Source organism: Bacillus sp. FAU18 (assembly GCF_056033885.1).
This window is the reverse complement of record NZ_JBVYHZ010000003.1, coordinates 1,381,563-1,400,081: the sequence shown is the minus strand read 5'-3', so window position 1 is coordinate 1,400,081 and position 18,519 is coordinate 1,381,563. Positions and strand designations below refer to the sequence as shown.

Annotated in this window: 13 protein-coding genes; 9 read left to right on the top strand and 4 right to left on the bottom strand. The window is 42.9% G+C overall.

Going from position 1 to position 18,519, the window contains the following annotated elements:
- Positions 1-157 precede the first annotated feature (157 nt).
- The 7 genes from AC0OMU_RS07160 (at position 158) to odhB (ending at position 10,920) form a co-directional block, all read left to right on the top strand.
- Positions 158-1,375: a macrolide family glycosyltransferase gene (locus tag AC0OMU_RS07160; RefSeq protein WP_015383874.1), complete on the top strand. Its 1,218-nt coding sequence runs from the start codon at positions 158-160 to the stop codon at positions 1,373-1,375.
- A 380-nt stretch (positions 1,376-1,755) separates the two neighbouring features.
- Positions 1,756-3,000 carry a D-gamma-glutamyl-meso-diaminopimelic acid endopeptidase CwlS gene (gene cwlS, locus AC0OMU_RS07155; RefSeq protein ID WP_004399265.1) on the top strand — a complete coding sequence of 415 codons (1,245 nt, stop codon included), beginning with the start codon at positions 1,756-1,758 and terminating at the stop codon, positions 2,998-3,000.
- A gap of 92 nt (positions 3,001-3,092) precedes the next feature.
- Positions 3,093-3,683 carry a superoxide dismutase family protein gene (locus tag AC0OMU_RS07150; RefSeq protein WP_015251895.1) on the top strand — a complete coding sequence of 197 codons (591 nt, stop codon included), beginning with the start codon at positions 3,093-3,095 and terminating at the stop codon, positions 3,681-3,683.
- A 63-nt stretch (positions 3,684-3,746) separates the two neighbouring features.
- On the top strand, positions 3,747-4,661 hold the full coding sequence (locus AC0OMU_RS07145; protein ID WP_010886530.1) for an AAA family ATPase: 915 nt from the start codon (positions 3,747-3,749) through the stop codon (positions 4,659-4,661).
- 10 nt (positions 4,662-4,671) lie between these two features.
- On the top strand, positions 4,672-6,588 hold the full coding sequence (locus AC0OMU_RS07140; protein WP_015483338.1) for a nitric oxide reductase activation protein NorD: 1,917 nt from the start codon (positions 4,672-4,674) through the stop codon (positions 6,586-6,588).
- Between the two features lie 228 nt (positions 6,589-6,816).
- The gene (sucA, locus tag AC0OMU_RS07135; RefSeq protein WP_474241024.1) at positions 6,817-9,651 is read left to right on the top strand and encodes a 2-oxoglutarate dehydrogenase E1 component; all 2,835 of its coding nucleotides are present in this window, start codon (positions 6,817-6,819) and stop codon (positions 9,649-9,651) included.
- A 15-nt stretch (positions 9,652-9,666) separates the two neighbouring features.
- Positions 9,667-10,920 (top strand): 2-oxoglutarate dehydrogenase complex dihydrolipoyllysine-residue succinyltransferase, encoded by a 1,254-nt coding sequence (odhB, locus tag AC0OMU_RS07130; protein WP_015383870.1) that lies wholly within the window; start codon positions 9,667-9,669, stop codon positions 10,918-10,920.
- Between the two features lie 49 nt (positions 10,921-10,969).
- Here the strand turns inward: odhB and AC0OMU_RS07125 are convergent, their stop codons facing one another.
- Positions 10,970-11,935: a bile acid:sodium symporter family transporter gene (locus tag AC0OMU_RS07125; RefSeq protein ID WP_015383869.1), complete on the bottom strand. Its 966-nt coding sequence runs from the start codon at positions 11,933-11,935 to the stop codon at positions 10,970-10,972.
- A gap of 218 nt (positions 11,936-12,153) precedes the next feature.
- Between AC0OMU_RS07125 and AC0OMU_RS07120 the strand changes: the two genes are divergently transcribed.
- The gene (locus AC0OMU_RS07120) at positions 12,154-13,491 is read left to right on the top strand and encodes a sodium-dependent transporter (RefSeq protein ID WP_015383868.1); all 1,338 of its coding nucleotides are present in this window, start codon (positions 12,154-12,156) and stop codon (positions 13,489-13,491) included.
- A 32-nt stretch (positions 13,492-13,523) separates the two neighbouring features.
- Here AC0OMU_RS07120 and AC0OMU_RS07115 read toward each other — a convergent pair whose 3' ends face one another.
- From AC0OMU_RS07115 to dhaS, 3 genes are all read right to left on the bottom strand, one after another.
- Positions 13,524-14,369, bottom strand: coding sequence for a superoxide dismutase (locus AC0OMU_RS07115; protein ID WP_015251901.1), 846 nt, complete (start codon positions 14,367-14,369; stop codon positions 13,524-13,526).
- On the bottom strand, positions 14,359-16,257 hold the full coding sequence (gene sqhC, locus AC0OMU_RS07110; protein WP_322839656.1) for a sporulenol synthase: 1,899 nt from the start codon (positions 16,255-16,257) through the stop codon (positions 14,359-14,361). The genes AC0OMU_RS07115 and sqhC overlap by 11 nt, the downstream gene beginning before the upstream one ends.
- Before the next feature lie 100 nt (positions 16,258-16,357).
- The gene (dhaS, locus tag AC0OMU_RS07105) at positions 16,358-17,845 is read right to left on the bottom strand and encodes an aldehyde dehydrogenase DhaS (protein ID WP_015483335.1); all 1,488 of its coding nucleotides are present in this window, start codon (positions 17,843-17,845) and stop codon (positions 16,358-16,360) included.
- Positions 17,846-18,074: 229 nt separating this feature from the next.
- On the opposite strand from dhaS, the gene AC0OMU_RS07100 reads away from it, so the two are divergent.
- Positions 18,075-18,278, top strand: coding sequence for a DUF6501 family protein (locus AC0OMU_RS07100; protein ID WP_003231245.1), 204 nt, complete (start codon positions 18,075-18,077; stop codon positions 18,276-18,278).
- Positions 18,279-18,519 lie beyond the last annotated feature (241 nt).

Genomic DNA, 18,519 nt, shown 5'->3' with positions numbered 1-18,519 from the left:
TCAAGCTGAATGCTTTTTGTCTTGAAGACAGGAAATATAAACTGGTAGAAAAGTTATATGTGATGAATATTAATTAAGTGAAATACTTTACCTGTTTATGTATTTATAGTACCGTATAGAATATTACATAAATTTTTAAAGGAAGGGTGGCTGCCGCATGGCTAATGTATTAATGATCGGTTTCCCCGGTGAAGGGCATATTAATCCATCTATCGGTGTGATGAAGGAGCTGAAATCCCGGGGAGAAAACATTACGTACTACGCAGTGAAGGAATATAAAGAAAAAATCACAGCTCTTGATATAGAGTTTCGTGAGTATCATGATTTCAGGGGAGATTACTACGGGAAAAACGCAACCGGCGATGAAGAAAGAGATTTCACAGAAATGCTCTGCGCTTTTTTGAAAGCCTGTAAGGATATCGCGACTCATATTTATGAGGAAGTCAAACATGAATCGTATGATTACGTCATATATGATCACCATCTTCTCGCGGGTAAAGTCATTGCCAACATGCTGAAGCTGCCAAGATTTTCATTGTGTACAACCTTTGCGATGAATGAGGAATTTGCGAAGGAAATGATGGGAGCGTACATGAAAGGATCACTTGAAGATTCGCCTCATTATGAATCATACCAGCAGCTTGCAGAAACGTTAAATGCTGATTTTCAAGCAGAGATCAAGAAGCCATTTGATGTTTTTTTAGCTGATGGTGACTTGACAATCGTCTTTACATCAAGGGGATTTCAGCCACTGGCTGAGCAATTTGGCGAGCGATATGTATTTGTCGGTCCTTCCATTACAGAAAGAGCCGGAAACAATGATTTCCCATTTGATCAGATTGACAATGAAAACGTGCTGTTTATTTCAATGGGAACCATTTTTAATAATCAAAAGCAGTTTTTTAATCAATGCCTTGAAGTGTGTAAGGACTTTGACGGTAAAGTTGTGCTCTCCATCGGCAAGCATATTAAAACAAGTGAGTTAAACGACATTCCGGAGAATTTCATTGTACGCCCGTATGTCCCTCAGCTTGAGATATTGAAAAGAGCCAGCTTATTTGTGACCCATGGCGGAATGAACAGTACAAGTGAAGGTTTGTATTTTGAAACCCCGCTCGTTGTCATTCCGATGGGAGGCGACCAATTTGTTGTCGCAGATCAGGTGGAAAAAGTCGGTGCAGGAAAAGTGTTAAAAAAAGAAGAATTATCTGAAAGCCTTCTGAAAGAGACGATACAAGAAGTAATGAATAATCGTTCGTATGCTGAAAAGGCAAAAGAAATTGGACAATCACTGAAAGCGGCAGGCGGCTCTAAAAAAGCGGCCGATAGCATTCTTGAAGCTGTAAAACAAAAAACTCAATCAGCAAATGCATAGTGTAAAAGCCTGTTCTTATCGAAAGAACAGGCTTTTTGCCATTTCATAAGAATGCAGAGGAAGGGATTTGACACGCCGATAGAGAATTGATTAGAAAAATAGACAAGAAAGGAGGAGAAACTGCTTCGTTCATCAATAGAAAACCATCATTTTTACCCTCGCTTAAATAGTTCCTTAGACTTTCGAAAAACATATCCTCCTTATGTAAAATGTGAGGTGTTTATTTAAAGGTTAAAAGGTCGAATGATGCTGAAAATGCTGCCAAATGTTTGAAAAGGGTTTAACTTGCTGAAAAATTGACGATAAAACAGTTGTGTGCCATTTTTGGAAACAAAATACTAGCTGTTTTTGCAAAAAAAACAGTTTAGGAGGTTGAATGAATGAAAAAGAAGATTGTAGCCGGTTTGGCTGTTTCTGCAGTTGTTGGGTCGTCGATGGCCGCAGCACCCGCGGAAGCAAAAACGATAAAAGTAAAAAGCGGTGACTCTCTTTGGAAACTTTCCCGCCAGTATGATACGACAATATCAGCTCTGAAATCCGAAAACAAATTGAAATCAACAGTGCTTTATGTCGGACAAAGCCTTAAGGTTCCTGAAAGCAGCAAAAAAAGCACGACATCCCCATCTAACTCAAGCAAAACATCAACATACACAGTTGCATATGGTGATTCCCTATGGATGATTGCTAAAAATCATAAAATGAGTGTTTCTGAGCTTAAAAGCTTAAACAGCCTGAGCAGTGACCTGATTCGTCCGGGGCAAAAGCTTAAGATCAAAGGGACAAGCAGTTCAAGCGGATCAAATGGATCAAAGAAAAACAGCGGTTCCAATTCTTCAGGTTCTTCAAAAAGTACATATACGGTTAAGCTTGGTGACTCACTGTGGAAAATCGCAAACAGCTTAAATATGACTGTAGCTGAATTAAAAACCTTAAATGGCTTAACATCAGATACACTTTATCCTAAACAAGTGCTCAAAATAAAAGGAAGCAGTTCACCTAAGAACGGAAACAGCGGTTCCAAAAAGCCGTCAAACTCCAATCCCTCAAAAACAACGACGTACAAGGTAAAAGCAGGCGATTCGCTGTGGAAAATTGCAAATCGGCTCGGAGTCACTGTCCAAAGCATCCGTGATAAAAACAATTTATCATCGGATGTGCTGCAAATCGGGCAGGTTCTGACTATTTCGGGAGCATCAAAATCTAATCCTTCAAATCCGACAAAGCCAACAAAGCCAAAAGATAACTCAGGGTCAAACATTCAAATAGGTTCGAAGATTGACAGAATGATAACGGAAGCGAAAAAATATGTCGGAGTGCCTTACCGATGGGGCGGAAACACGCCTGCCGGTTTTGATTGCAGCGGCTTCATTTATTACCTCATTAATAATGTATCATCTATATCAAGATTGAGTACGGCAGGATATTGGAATGTCATGCAGAAAGTCAGCCAGCCGTCAGTAGGAGACTTTGTCTTCTTTACCACATATAAATCCGGCCCGTCTCACATGGGGATTTATCTAGGCGGCGGTGATTTTATTCATGCAAGCTCATCGGGCGTCGACATTTCCAATCTCAGCAATTCGTATTGGAAACAGCGGTACTTGGGCGCAAGAAGTTATTTTTAAAAATGAGTATGACAAAAAGCCTTTTATAGGCTTTTTTGTTTATACCAGACCATGATTGACCACACTGTTAGAAAAAACAAGGGGGAGACAGTATGTACCGTCTCTTGCTGTTGATGATGCTGACGGCACTGGGAGTTGCCGGATGCGGACAAAAAAAACCTCCAGACCCTCCTAACCGGGTGCCGGAAAAAAAAGTGGTTGAAACGTCAGCGTTTGGTCATCATGTCCAGCTGGTCAATCGTGAAGGGAAAGCAGTCGGTTTTATAGAGATCAAAGAATCAGATGATGAAGGCCTCGATATTCATATTTCCGCAAACAGCCTGCGTCCAGGTGCTTCTCTCGGTTTTCATATTTATGAGAAAGGTTCTTGTGTCAGGCCAGATTTTGAATCAGCGGGCGGTCCCTTTAATCCACTGAACAAAGAACACGGCTTCAACAATCCGATGGGGCATCATGCCGGAGATCTGCCGAACCTTGAAGTCGGTGCTGATGGAAAGGTAGATGTCATTATGAATGCGCCTGACACTTCACTGAAAAAAGGAAGTAAACTAAATATTCTCGACGAGGACGGAAGTGCATTTATTATTCATGAACAAGCCGACGATTATCTGACAAACCCAAGCGGCAATTCCGGTGCGCGTATTGTCTGCGGAGCCCTTTTGGGAAATAACGAGAAGCAGTAATATCATCCAAGCCCTTTTGTATTGAGCATACAGGGGCTTTTTTAGTATACTCGTTAATGGAATATGAATAGGAAAGGGAATCTGTCTATGACAACTCAACTACAGCACTTAACATTGCCGGAAGATATACAACAAAAGCTTTTATCATATAAAGAGCAGCCTATTTCCCCAGAGTTTCAATCGCTTATAGGAACATCAGGCTATGAGGCGGAGGATGAAGCCATTTTATTTGACGCTATTATTGCATTAGCCATGGGAAAAAATGTCCTGCTGAAAGGGCCTACAGGTTCAGGAAAAACAAAGCTGGCAGAAACATTGTCCAGCTATTTTCATAAACCGATGCACAGCGTCAACTGTTCAGTCGACTTGGACGCTGAGGCATTGGTCGGTTATAAAACGATTGAAAATCAATCTGGCCAGGCGACAATCGAGTTTGTTTCAGGACCTGTTACAAAGGCAATGAAGGAAGGCCATTTTCTTTATATAGATGAAATCAATATGGCGAAGCCGGAAACACTGCCTATTTTAAACGGTGTATTAGATTACAGAAAAATGATGACAAATCCGTTTACAGGCGAGGTCATACGGGCTAAAAGCGGTTTCGGAGTCATTGCAGCCATCAATGAAGGCTATGTCGGAACTGTTCCTCTGAATGAAGCGTTGAAAAACCGTTTTGTCATCATTGATGTGCCTTATATTAAAGGCGAGCTGCTGAAACAAGTGCTCATGTCTCAGTCAGCCTTGAAAGACGAGAAATTGATTGACAGATTTATCACGCTTTCCTCTGACTTGATCGTTCAGGCCAATAACGGACAGGTGTCTGAAGAAGCGGCATCCATCAGAGCTTTAATCGATACATGTGATTTAGCTGCTTATATTCCGCCGCGTCGTGCCATTGAGCGGGGAATTGTAGAAAAGCTTGATGATGATCGGGAAAAAGCGGCCGTCCGAAATATTGCAGAAACTCTGTTTGAATGAGGGGGCTGCGATGAAATTTATCAAATTTAACGACAGCACGATTGATTCATTTTTATTTATGATGCTGACTGATTTGGCCAAAACACTCACCAAGAGTGAAGCGGTAGAAGTGGAGTATGGCGTTCAGTCCTATTACAATCCATTTGAAAAGAAAATCTATATGAGCCACTTTTGGAAAGACAGGGCAGCTGAGGACATGGAAGCGGGTCTGAAAAGCGACGTCTACCTGCGTTCAGTCGGAACAAGATATAGCTCGCTGCATGAGTATTCGAACTTTTTGAATGATATCCATCGCCATCTTACGTTTAAAAGTTTTGCCAAGCAGCTCTTTATGCTGCTTGAAGACATTAGAATCGAAGAATGCATCAAACGTGAGCGCCCGGGTACGAAACAAGTATTTGCGAAGCGAAAAGACATGTACAGAAAACATTTCTCAACTCAGCTGACCTTAAATTTGGAACGAAGCATTTTTACCGATGCGCTCTTTTGCGCGATCTATGTCAAACTCACAGCGGAATCGCCGCTTGAGACCCTTCCGTCCATGCGTGAAGATATCGATCTGATGCGCCCGTTTATTGAGCAGCAGCTCTTGCGTGTGTATGAAGCAGATTCGACACGGCAGGTTCTGAAAATTGTTGAGGACCTCATGGATGGGCTTGAAGAGGTGCTCGATAAAGACATGTTGAACACCTACTTCTTTTTGCCTGAGCTTGACTACGCAAAAGCTGCAGAACAGCCGTTATTTGAAGAAGAGAAAAAAGCGCCGAAGCTGAGTGATGACATCACGCTTCCAAAACAATCAGACGGTGATGAGGATATCCATGAAGAAGAAATGCCGACATGGCACCGGGAAACAGAAGCACCGTCTAAAAGCTTCCTTCAATTTGATATTGAACACGGCGCAAAATCAGATTTAGGAAAAGATGCTTCAAGGGAAGGCGACGATGGAGATCAGGCCCTTGGCTCTGTTCAAGGATCAGCCAGACAAACGAAACGGAAAGACTATTCCAAGCTGGAAGCGCTGGAGTCCCAAAAAGACCAGCCGAACGGAGCGGGTATGGCTGACGGCAAAGAAAATAAATATGCATTTCCAATTTATAAAGAACCGCAGCCGGCAACCAGTGAAGAAGAGCTTTCTTATAAACAGCAGGCAAAAACGATTGAATCGTATCAAAAGCGTTTGAAACAAATGATTCAAAAAACGCTGGAGCATAAAAAAACATTGCCGAGAACAGACCTTCATGCCGGGAGACTGAACAATAAGCTTCTTCGTTACTTCACTGAGCGAAATCCGCGCCTGTTCTACAAAAAGCAAGAACCGTCTTCAGAAATCGACGCAGTTTTTACATTGCTGGTCGATTGTTCAGCCAGCATGTTCGACAAAATGGACGAAACAAAACGAGGGATCGTGCTGTTTCACGAAGCGTTGAAATCGGTAGCGGTTCCGCATCAGATTGTCGGTTTCTGGGAGGACACAAATGATGCGACCGAAACAAGCCAGCCAAACTATTTCAATACGGTTATTCCCTTCCAATCATCATTAAGACAAGAATCTGGACCGGCGATTATGCAGCTTGAGCCAGAGGAAGATAACCGTGACGGGTACGCAATTAGGCAGATGACGAAAAAAATGCTACACCGCAGCGAGGCGCAAAAGTTCTTAATTGTTTTCTCAGATGGAGAGCCGGCCGCATTTGGCTACGAACAAAATGGGATCGTCGATACAAGTGAGGCGGTTATCGAAGCCCGAAAAAGAGGAATAGAAGTGATAAATGTTTTTCTCTCCAACTCAGAAATAGAAGAATCGCAAATGAAGACGATCCAGGATATGTACGGAAAATTCAGTATATTTGTCCCGGATGTTGATCAGCTACCGGATGTTTTGTATCCGCTGCTGAAAAAACTGCTTCATAAAAGCATAGGATAGCCCTTAATCCTATGCTTTTTGGCGTTTGTTTTTTCGAATGATTAAATTTTTTGTTTTTTATAAAGGTTTTTTACTATTTTGTGAACAATCAAGGTAGAATCAAATTGCAAACAGTGGTAAAATATCGTTGGAAGCGTTTTTATTACATAATTTTGGACACAGCGTTCGAAAGTTATTTCAAGATAGTGAATCAATCACTTGATTATTTAAGTTGGGGGTAATATTCAAATGTTTCAAAATAGTATGAAACAACGAATGAATTGGGAAGATTTTTACGGTCCGAACCTCGGCTATGCGCTGGAGCTTTACGATCAGTATACCCAGGATCCGAACAGCATTGACCCGGATTTGAAGGAAATGTTCGACGAGCTCGGTGCTCCGCCAAGCGATATAAAAGAGGCCTCGGGAACAAAAGAAAAGGGACGTGTTACAGCCGATCTGATTCAAAAGATCGCATCCGCAGTCAGACTTGCAGAAGATATCCGAACCTATGGCCATTTGAACGCTTCCGTCAATCCGCTCAGAAAGGATGAGAAAAAGAGCGAACTTTTTCCATTATCCGATTACGGGCTAACAGAAGAGGAAATAAAAGCAATACCTGCGTCAGTCATCTGCAAAGACGCTCCTAAAAACATTACGAACGGTTTAGAAGCCATTCAGTATTTACGAAATACGTATAAAAGAACCATCTCTTTTGAATTTGACCATGTGCATGACTTCAAAGAGCGCGAGTGGCTGACAAGAAAGATTGAATCTGGCGAGCTGTTCCAGAAGAACTCAGCTGAAAAGCTGTCAGCTGTGCTGGAAAGATTGACAGAAGTAGAGGGCTTTGAGCAGTTTTTACACCGCACATTCGTCGGGCAGAAGCGCTTTTCCATTGAGGGTCTGGACGCTCTTGTTCCAGTTCTTGATGACATTATTGCACAATCTGTCAAATCAGGCACGACAAGTGTCAACATCGGGATGGCGCACAGGGGACGCCTGAATGTCTTGGCACATGTGCTCGGCAAACCGTATGAAATCATCTTCTCTGAATTCCAGCATGCGCCGAATAAAGATCTTGTTCCGTCTGAGGGATCAATTGGAATCAGCTACGGATGGACAGGGGATGTCAAATACCATTTGGGGGCGAATCGGGAGCTTCAAGACGCTGAAACAAAATCAGCGCGCATTACGTTAGCGAACAACCCGAGCCACTTGGAATTTATCAATCCGATTGTTGAAGGCAGCACAAGAGCGGCACAGGAAACGCGAACACAAAGCGGATACCCGGTACAAGATGAAACAAAATCGCTGGCCATTTTAATCCATGGAGACGCTGCATTCCCTGGGGAAGGAATTGTAGCTGAAACATTGAATTTAAGCTCTTTAAAAGGGTATCAAGTAGGCGGTGCGATTCATATTATCGCCAATAACATGATCGGATTCACAACAGAAAGCGCTGAATCCAGATCGACAAAATATGCCAGTGACCTGGCCAAGGGTTATGAAATTCCGATTGTTCACGTGAATGCGGACGATCCTGAAGCTTGTCTTTCAGCTGTTAAGTTTGCGGTCGAATACCGAAAAACATTCAACAAAGATTTTCTGATTGATTTGATCGGGTACAGACGCTATGGACACAACGAAATGGATGAACCGTCAACCACTCAGCCAATGCTGTATGATGCTGTCAGAAAGCATCTGACCGTCAAACAAATTTTCGCTGAAAAGCTGGTAAAAGAAGGCGTGCTTACCGAGGAAGTTGTTCAAAACATCGAAAAATCGGTAACGAAGCGCATTGAGGATGCATATCAGAAAGTTCCGTCTAAAAAGGAACACACTGCCTGTGAAATTGAACTTCCAGAGCCTGTATCAAACGGTTTCCCAGATGTGGACACTTCGATTGATTTTGATGTGCTCCGCAAGCTGAATGGCGAATTGATCAACTGGCCGGAGTCATTTAATGTTTTCGGCAAGCTAAAGCGCATTTTAGAAAGACGCGCCAAGGCGTTCGATGATGACAGAAAAGTGGAATGGTCTTTGGCAGAATCACTCGCGTTTGCTTCAATTTTGAAAGACGGAACACCGATTCGTTTAACAGGACAAGATTCCGAGCGCGGAACGTTCGCCCAAAGAAACCTTGTGCTTCATGACAGTGAGACGGGCAAAGAATTTGTGCCGCTTCATCACTTATCTGACTGCAGCACATCATTTGCTGTTCATAACAGCCCGCTGTCTGAAGGATCGGTTCTCGGTTTTGAATACGGCTATAACGTGCATTCACCGGAAACGCTTGTTTTGTGGGAAGCACAGTACGGAGATTTTGCCAACGCTGCTCAAGTGTATTTTGACCAATTTATTTCTGCCGGACGCGCGAAATGGGGCCAAAAATCCGGATTAGTCATGCTGCTCCCGCACGGTTACGAGGGACAGGGGCCTGAGCACTCAAGCGGAAGAATCGAGCGATTCCTGCAGCTTGCAGCGGAAAACAACTGGACGGTTGCCAACCTGACAAGCGCGGCACAGTATTTCCATATTTTAAGAAGGCAGGCTAAAATGCTGCTTCGTGAAGAAATCAGACCGCTTGTCATTATGACGCCGAAGAGCCTTCTTCGCAACCCAAATACGGTGTCGGAAGTGCAGGAGCTCAGCGAAAGCCGCTTCCAGCCTGTTTATGAACAGTCGGGACTTTCTCATGACTATGAAAAAGTAACCAGACTTGTATTATCCAGCGGTAAAGTGTCTATAGACATTAGCGATCATTTTAATAAGTTAGAAGACGGTAAAGAGTGGCTTCACATTGCGAGAATCGAACAGCTGTATCCATTCCCGGCAAAAGGAGTCAAAGAATTATTTGCAAAACTTCCGAACCTGAAAGAAATCGTTTGGGTGCAGGAAGAGCCGCAGAACATGGGGGCTTGGGGTTATATCAGCCCGTATTTGACAGAGATTGCACCAGAGGGAGTAAGCGTTCAATATATTGGACGCAGAAGACGATCCAGCCCTGCAGAGGGAGATCCGACAGTTCATAAAAAAGAACAGGAACGTATTGTATCTGATAGCTTGACTCGCAAAAACTAAGGGGGAAATGAAAAAATGGCGGAAATTAAGGTACCTGAATTAGCAGAATCAATCTCAGAAGGAACAATAGCCCAATGGTTAAAGCAGCCTGGTGACTATGTAGAACAGGGTGAATATCTGCTTGAACTAGAAACGGATAAAGTGAATGTTGAATTGACAGCAGAAGAATCGGGTGTACTTCAAGAGGTATTGAAAGATTCGGGTGATACCGTCCAGGTCGGAGAAATTATCGGTACGATTTCAGAAGGCGCGGGTGAAAGTTCTGCCCCTGCTCCTACAGAGAAAGCAGAAAGCAAGGAAAGCATAAAAGAAGAGAAACAGGCTGAACCAGCTGCACAAGAGGTGAGCGAGGAAGCACAATCTGAAGCAAAATCAAGAACGATTGCTTCTCCGTCGGCCCGTAAGCTGGCGAGAGAAAAAGGAATTGACCTGTCTCAAGTTCCAACTGGAGATCCGCTTGGAAGAGTGCGCAAGCAGGATGTCGAAGCGTACGAAAAACCGGCATCAAAACCGGCTCCTCAGCAAAAGCAGCAGCCTCAGGCTCAAAAAGCACAGCAAAGCTTTGACAAACCTGTTGAAGTGCAAAAAATGTCACGCCGCAGACAAACGATTGCAAAACGCCTTGTAGAGGTACAGCAAACATCAGCGATGCTGACCACATTTAATGAAGTGGACATGACGGCTGTCATGAATCTCAGAAAACGCCGCAAAGATCAATTCTTTGAGCAAAATGAAGTGAAGCTCGGCTTTATGTCTTTCTTCACGAAAGCGGTCGTGGCTGCATTGAAAAAATATCCGCTGTTGAATGCAGAAATTCAAGGCGATGAGTTGATCGTTAAAAAATTCTACGATATCGGAATCGCTGTTGCTGCTGATGAAGGCCTTGTCGTTCCGGTTGTGCGGGATGCGGATCGCCTGACATTTGCAGGAATCGAAAAAGAGATCGGCGAGCTTGCGAAAAAAGCAAGAAACAATAAATTAACCCTTAGCGAGCTTCAGGGAGGCTCCTTCACGATTACAAACGGAGGGACTTTCGGTTCATTGATGTCAACTCCAATTTTAAACAGCCCGCAAGTCGGTATACTGGGCATGCATAAGATTCAGCTGCGTCCTGTAGCCATTGATGAAGAGCGTTTCGAAAACCGTCCGATGATGTATATCGCTTTATCTTATGATCACCGAATTGTAGACGGTAAAGAAGCGGTTGGTTTCCTCGTGACAATCAAAAATTTACTGGAAGATCCTGAACAGCTTTTATTAGAAGGATAATAAAAAAGGGTACATCACGATAAAGTGATGTACCTTTTTTGATGCATATTTAAAGTGATAGATTGCTGCTTTTGGATCCAGCTTGTTTCTTTTTCACTTTTTTTGACCAATATGTTGCAAGCATAGAACCTGAAAGGTTATGCCACACACTGAATATTGCGCTTGGTACGGCAGATAGCGGTGAGAAATGAGCCGTGGCAAGTGCAGCCCCAAGCCCGGAGTTTTGCATGCCGACTTCGATTGCAATCGCTTTTTGAGACGGGTAATCCATTTTTAAAAGCTTTGCACAAAGAAACCCAAGTAAATAACCGATACCGTTATGCAGGATAACAACTGAAAAAATGAGCAACCCCGATTGAAGCAGATTTTCCTGATTGCCGCTGACGACAGCTGAGACAATCGCAACGATGCCAATGACAGAAACAAGCGGAAGGGCATGTACGGCTTTTGCCACTTGTTTTCTGAAAAACATTTTGACAATCAGACCTGCAATGATCGGAAATAAAACCGCCTGTAAGATTGAGATAAACAAAGACCCCGGCGAGACAGGAAGCCATTCTTTGGCAAACAGCATAATCAACAACGGTGTTACAACAGGTGCCAATAAGGTAGAAATTGTTGTAACCGCAACAGAAAGGGCAGTATTTCCTTTTGCTAAGAATGTCATAACATTAGATGCAGTTCCCCCGGGACAGCAGCCGACAAGAATAACGCCAACTGCGATTTCAGCTGGAAGATGAAGCCCAAATGCGAGGCCGAAAGCAACGAGCGGCATGATCGTATATTGAGCTATTACTCCAATAATAACTTGCCAAGGCTTTCTGACCAGCTCTTTGAAATCATCGGCTTGCAGTGTAAGGCCCATCCCAAACATGATAATGCCAAGAAAAATCGTAATATAAGAACTGATCCACGTAAATAAAGATGGGAAAGAAAATCCCAGCACTGCAAAAACAATGACCCATATGCCAAAGGTTTGTCCTGCAAAATGACTTATTTTTCTAATGATGTCCATAAAAACACTCCTAACACACTTATCAAGAACTTCAGCAGAAATTCTTACAAATTTCATAACATTCTCTTATTATAAATAATTTTCTGAATAATTCAATATTAGTTTTTGGCAGATGTCTATAGATATATGATGTAAACTAATCAAAATGTTCTTGACTATATAGGAAGATATTCTTACAATGAACCTTTATAATGGTTAGATCAAATAGGAGTGATACGGTGAAGGAAGCAAATCAATGGTCTTCGAAGCTCGGCTTTATTTTAGCCGCGGCAGGATCAGCTATCGGGCTTGGTGCGATATGGAAATTCCCATATGTTGCCGGAACCAGCGGAGGAGGCGCATTTTTACTTATTTTTATTTTATTTACGGTTTTAATCGGACTGCCTTTATTGTTAGGTGAATTCATCATAGGCAGAAGAACACAGAAAGATGCCGTTCAGTCCTATAAAACACTTGCTCCAGGAACGAAGTGGCATTGGATCGGTTATTTAGGCATGGTGACATGCTTTATTCTTCTATCTTTCTACAGTGTCGTCGGCGGATGGATTTTAATTTATATTATAAAAGGCTTCACTGGCGGTTTATCGCAAACATCTGGTTTTGATACGATATTTGCAAGTACCATTTCAAATCCTTATTTGGCTGTAGGAGGCCAGCTGCTCTTTATGGTGGTAACAATTTTAGTTGTTGCAAAAGGGGTAAGCAGCGGAATTGAAAAAGCAAGCCAAGTATTAATGCCGGCGCTTTTTCTATTATTCATCATTTTAATGGTGCGTTCGGTTACACTTGATGGCGCGATGGAAGGAATCAAATTTTTCCTGATGCCTGATTTAACTGCAATTAATGCCAATACCATTTTATATGCAATGGGACAATCCTTTTTCTTATTAAGTGTCGGTGTATCTGTCATGGTAACGTATAGCGCTTATTTAGAGAAACAGGAAAATCTGGTACAGTCCGCTGTATCTGTAACTGTTATGAACATGCTTGTTGCTGTAATGGCCGGAATTGCGATTTTTCCAGCTGTCTTTTCATTCGGCCTCAAACCAGACCAAGGCCCGGTTCTGTTATTTAACGTGCTGCCGACTGTGTTTAATCAAATGCCGTTCGGAATTATCTTTTTATTAGCATTTTTACTTCTATTTTTATTTGCTGCATTGACATCTGCTTTTTCAATGCTGGAAATTTTGGTCGCAGTACTTTCGAAAGGCGATGTCAATAAGAGAAAACGATTCGCTTGGTTAGGCGGAATTGCTATTTTTATTGTCGGTGTGCCGTCTGCATTATCATACGGTGTCTTAAGTGACGTCACTATATTTCATCTGTCTATTTTTGATGCGGCCGACTATCTTGTGAGCAATATTTTAATGCCGTTAGGTGCGTTACTGATTTCGATTTTTGTTCCGCTAAAAATACCGAAACAGGATTTGTTTGACGAGCTGAAAAGCGGTTCCAATCTCAAACGAAAGTGGTTTGCGGTTTGGCTGCTGCTCATTAGATATCTATCTCCTGTTGCCATCATCATCGTGTTTTTGCATGTGGTAGGGATTTTTTAAAACACGAAGCCCCCGGGGAAAGGGGGCTTTTTTTAATAGAGCTTCCAAACGACTTCTTTTGCCTGCTCAAAACGTTTTTCTGCCTCGCGCCAATCCACGACATTCCACCAGTGGTCGACATAGCTGGCCCGGTCATTTTTATATTGCAAATAGTAGGCATGTTCCCATACGTCAAGCGGTAAAAGGGGGATTACATCCCATTGGCTGAAGAGCTGGTGTTTTTCTGCCGTTAAAATCTCCAGCCGTCCTGATCGAGGTGCCCAGACCAGAATGGCCCAGCCGACGCCTTCCACTTTTTTAGCGGCTTGGGTAAAATGTTCTTTAAAAGCGGAATAGCTTCCAAATGAAAGGTCTATCATTTGGAACAATGCCCCTGTAGGACGCCGTTTTCCGTTTGGATGCATAGAAAACCAAAAAATACTATGCAAATAATGGCCTGCTCCATGGAACGCAAGCTCTCTTTCCCAATGAGTGATTAAGTCATAATTCTTTGTTGCTCTCGCTTTTTTAAGCTCTGATTCTGCTTTGTTCAGGCCATCGACATAGCTTTGATGATGTTTTGTATGATGAAGGACCATAATATCGCGTGAAATATAAGGTTCTAAGGCGGAGTATTTGTAAGGAAGCTTTGGCAGCACGTGTTTCCCTATAGGAACATAAGCGCGTCTTTCACTTGTATCATCTGATTCTGTAATATCCCGATAAAGGGCAGCGGCCTGTTTATACCAATCTTCTTCTGTTGTTTGGTCATCTTCCAGAGCCTCAATCATCTTGTCGATTTGATCTTCAAACTGGTCAAGCTGACCTCGCTTTTGAATCTGATCTTTCAGGGCTTCACACCAATTGAACATCTCCGTTTGATAAGATTCACGTTTCATTTGCTGTCTCCTTTTCAATAGAATCTAAATACTTCCCGACAGCCAGCAAAGAGAATACATATGGATAACTGTGATAGCGAATATAAAATTGCTTCGGCAATCCGATCCCTGCTGGATACGCGAGGCTATCGGCGCTATGCGAACTGCTGTCGGTAAGGTATTGCATGCCTTTCACAACTGACGGGTGTTCGGAATTTTCATATGTGAGCAAAGCGTCTAAAGCCCAGGCCGTTTGTACAATGGTTCCTCTATGAAGCGGTACATATGTTTTGATTTCGGCGCTTTTGCAGGATTCTCCCCAGCTTCCCTCATCATTTTGTATGGATTTGAGCCAACGCAGAGCCTTTTGTATACCGGGATGCTTTCGGTCAACCCCGCATGCATGCATACCAGTAAGAGCAGCCCAAGTGCCGTAAATGTAGCAAACACCCCATCTGCCGTACCATGACCCATTTTGTTCCTGATGTTCGAAAAGCCACTTCACTGCGCGTTGAATATGTTGATGTTTTTCTGTGAAGCCAACTTTCTCGCCTAAAAAGTGCAGTACACGTCCGGTGAGGTCGGCGGTTGAAGGGTCAACTGCAGCGTCCTCGGCGGATTCAAGCGGCAGAAGGCGGATCAGTGGATGGTTCACATTTTTTTCGAAAGCAGAAAATCCGCCGTCATTGTTTTGCATCGATAAAAGCCAAGATACCCCTCGCTCCCATGCTGCAGGAGAATGATTGCGGGGAATTGCCTTTAAAACGGCTGCTGTGTCGTCACAGTCAGGGTTATTTGTATTAATGTTTGAAAACCCCCAGCCGCCAGAAACTGAATTAGGATTTTTGACAGACCAATCTGCTATTTTGGTATGCTGGCGTTCTAGCAAAAAGTCGGCTGCTTTTGTAACAGAGCCATCCGTTTCGGTCACACCATTTTTTTGAAGGGCATAGCTGATTAGAGCTGTATCCCAAACAGTTGAAGTAGAGTTTTCCAGATAAGGAATCCCGTTGCATTTAGTCACCAGTGATTTAATGCCGGTAATCGCCCTCCTGATAACAGGAGAGTAGCGTGACACACCAAGTGACAGAAGGCTGTAAACCATAAATATGGTTGCGCTCGCATAGCTGTATAATGTTCCGTCTTTTTCAATCCGGTCCAGCATATACGTTTTAGCTGTCTGTAGGCCCAGCTGCTGAAAAGCAAATGGTGCATGAAAAACGCGTTTCCAATGTGACAAAATAGACGTGAGATCTCTTTCTTCGAAAGCATCAGACCGAAGCCAAGTGAAAGGATTTTTTGTCATATGCGGATCGAGATGGTGAAGAGATGAAATATTGCGGTTAATAAGGACAAATCGCTGATTGAGTGTTACAGCCATAGGAGCAAAATGAATACGGGCATATGAGCTGAACTGATAGAAATGAATCGGCAATGTTGGGGGGAGCGCCATGAGTGATAATGGTAAATACAAAGCAGGCCAAGGATAAAGCCCGTTCGCGGCAAGCATCCATTTTGTCATAAAATGAACATGTCTCAAACCGCCATGTGAGATGATAAATTGTTCAGCTTTCTTCATGTGCGGCTCAGATCTGTGAAAACATCCTGAAGCCAGCATCCCGACATATCCTTGGACGGTAGCCGTTAGATTTCCGCGCGTTTCATCGGGATAGTTGATAAATGTTCCGTCGGGCTGCTGTTTTGTATGAATGCCGGCCGCAAGGGATGATATCAGTTCTTTTTCATTTTCGCCTTCATCTAGTGAGGTAAGGAGCAAAATAAAAAAGGAATTTGTCATGATTGGTCCTTCAAAGCAAAATGTCCATGAACCATCAGCATTTTGCCTGTCTCTTAACTCCGTAATGGTTTTCTTTTGAAAACGCCTCACTTTCTCCTGAAGTGTGCCCATCACGTTCAACTCCTTCAGAAGCATATATATTCAGCGTCTTTTACTGCCATTACAGAAAGAAAAAAACTGCTGGCAGGCAGCAGTTTTTTAAACATACATGTTAGTCTTCAAGGTTTATCCATACACTTTTGACTTCTGTGTAATTATCCAAGGCATATGATCCCATTTCTCGTCCGAGTCCTGACTGTTTATAACCGCCAAATGGAGACGCCGCGTCAAACACATTATAGCAGTTCACCCAAACGGTTCCGGCTTGAAGTCGGTCCGCGATATAGTGTGCCTGCTTGACGTTCTCTGTCCATAGTCCGGCCGCAAGCCCATATTCTGAATGGTTTGCCCGTTCAATAACTTCATCGACTGTTTCGTACGGAATTGCAGTCAGCACGGGTCCGAAAATTTCTTCTTTTGCAATGGTCATTTCGTCTTCAACATTCGCAAACACAGTCGGTGCGACAAAATATCCTGCTTCAAAAGGACAGCTTCCGCCGGTCACTGCTTTTGCTCCTTCATCTTTTCCTTTTTGAATATAAGAAAGAACGCGCTCATGCTGTTCCTTGCTTACGAGAGGCCCGATTTGAGTATCTTTATGAAGTCCCGCTCCTTGGCGGAGTGACTCAGCATAGGACGCCATTTCATCAACAACTTCATCATATTGGTCTTTATGAATGAAGACACGTGAGCCCGCACAGCAGACTTGGCCCTGGTTAAACATCACACCGTTTAAAGCGCCCGGGATGGCTTTTTTCAAATTCGCATCCGGCAGAAGAATATTAGGCGATTTTCCGCCCAGCTCCAATGTAACACGCTTAATGCTTTTCGCTGCGGTGGACATGATTTTCTTTCCGATTTCAGTGGAACCGGTAAAGGCAATTTTATCAACCGCTTCGTGGTTCGTCAGCGCTTCTCCCGCATCTTCACCGAATCCTGGAATGATGTTGATTACACCGGCAGGGAAACCGGCTTGGTCAATTAATTCTGCCAAATAAAGAGCTGAAAGCGGTGTTTGTTCAGCCGGTTTGAGGACGATTGTACAGCCTGTTGCAAGTGCCGCGCCCATTTTCCACATCGCCATCAGGAGCGGGAAATTCCATGGAATGATCTGGCCGACGACACCGACAGGCTCATGACGCGTATAATTAAAATAAGCGCCGGAAACCGGAATCGTCTGTCCTGTTATTTTTGTACACCAGCCGGCGTAATAGCGCATATGCTCAATAGCCAGCGGAATATCTCCATTAGTCGTTTCATTGATCGGTTTCCCATTATCAAGTGTTTCAAGCTGAGCAAGCTCAGTTTTATGCTCTTCCATTAAGTCCGCCAGCTTATACATCAGTCTGCTTCTCGAAGCTGGAGACATTGTTCTCCATTCACCTTGGTCAAAGGCTTTCCGGGCAGCTTTAACCGCTTTGTCCACATCCGCAGCCTGGGCTTCATACAGCGTCATCAAGGTTGCGCCGGTCGCCGGGTTTGGAGTGTCAAAGGTTGCCCCTGAGGCACTCGGAACAAACTTTCCGTCAATATAAAGCTTCTTCGTTCCCTGTAAAAATGTCTCCAGCCTTTTCGTCACTTGCATCGTTAAAGAACTCATCCGTAACAAACCTCCAGTCATTTTTTATGGTCTGTTCTGAGATTCTTGGTGATAGCACATTGATTCCTGGATTGAATAGCAGAAATAAGCTGTGATAGTTGCTTCAAACGTAAGCGTATACAAACATTCTATAATAGAAATCAAGGCAAAATCAATGAATAACCGATATTGCAATTTACAAAAGAAAAAAGCTACAATAAGCTTATAGATAAGAAAAGGAGATTTCATCATGATTCATAAAAATTGGCTTGAAAAAGAAACAATTAAAAAAGTAAAGTGTGTGCAGACAAACGCAAAAAAATATATCGTAAACCGCGTTTTAACGCCGGGAAAAGAATATGAAGTAAAAAATGAAACAGAGGAGTTTCTCTTTGTGGTCGACAATACGAATAAAGTCGGCGGCTATTATAAAGAATACTTCGAAGAGATGTAATGCTTCCTTGAAGCATCAGACAGATTTTGTTAAAACATCGATACATAATCCGCAGCTCAGCTGCGGTTTTTTTGTGGTTAAAACAGGAAATATAAAACAAAATTAAAAAAATCATTAAAAACCACTTTTTTATAAAAACATTGCTGAATATTGAAACTTTTTTCTCTATATGTGCGTATTACTTGATGACAACAGCTTAAAAGCCAAAAAACAAATCAAAAATTTGAAAAATGTAATCTGT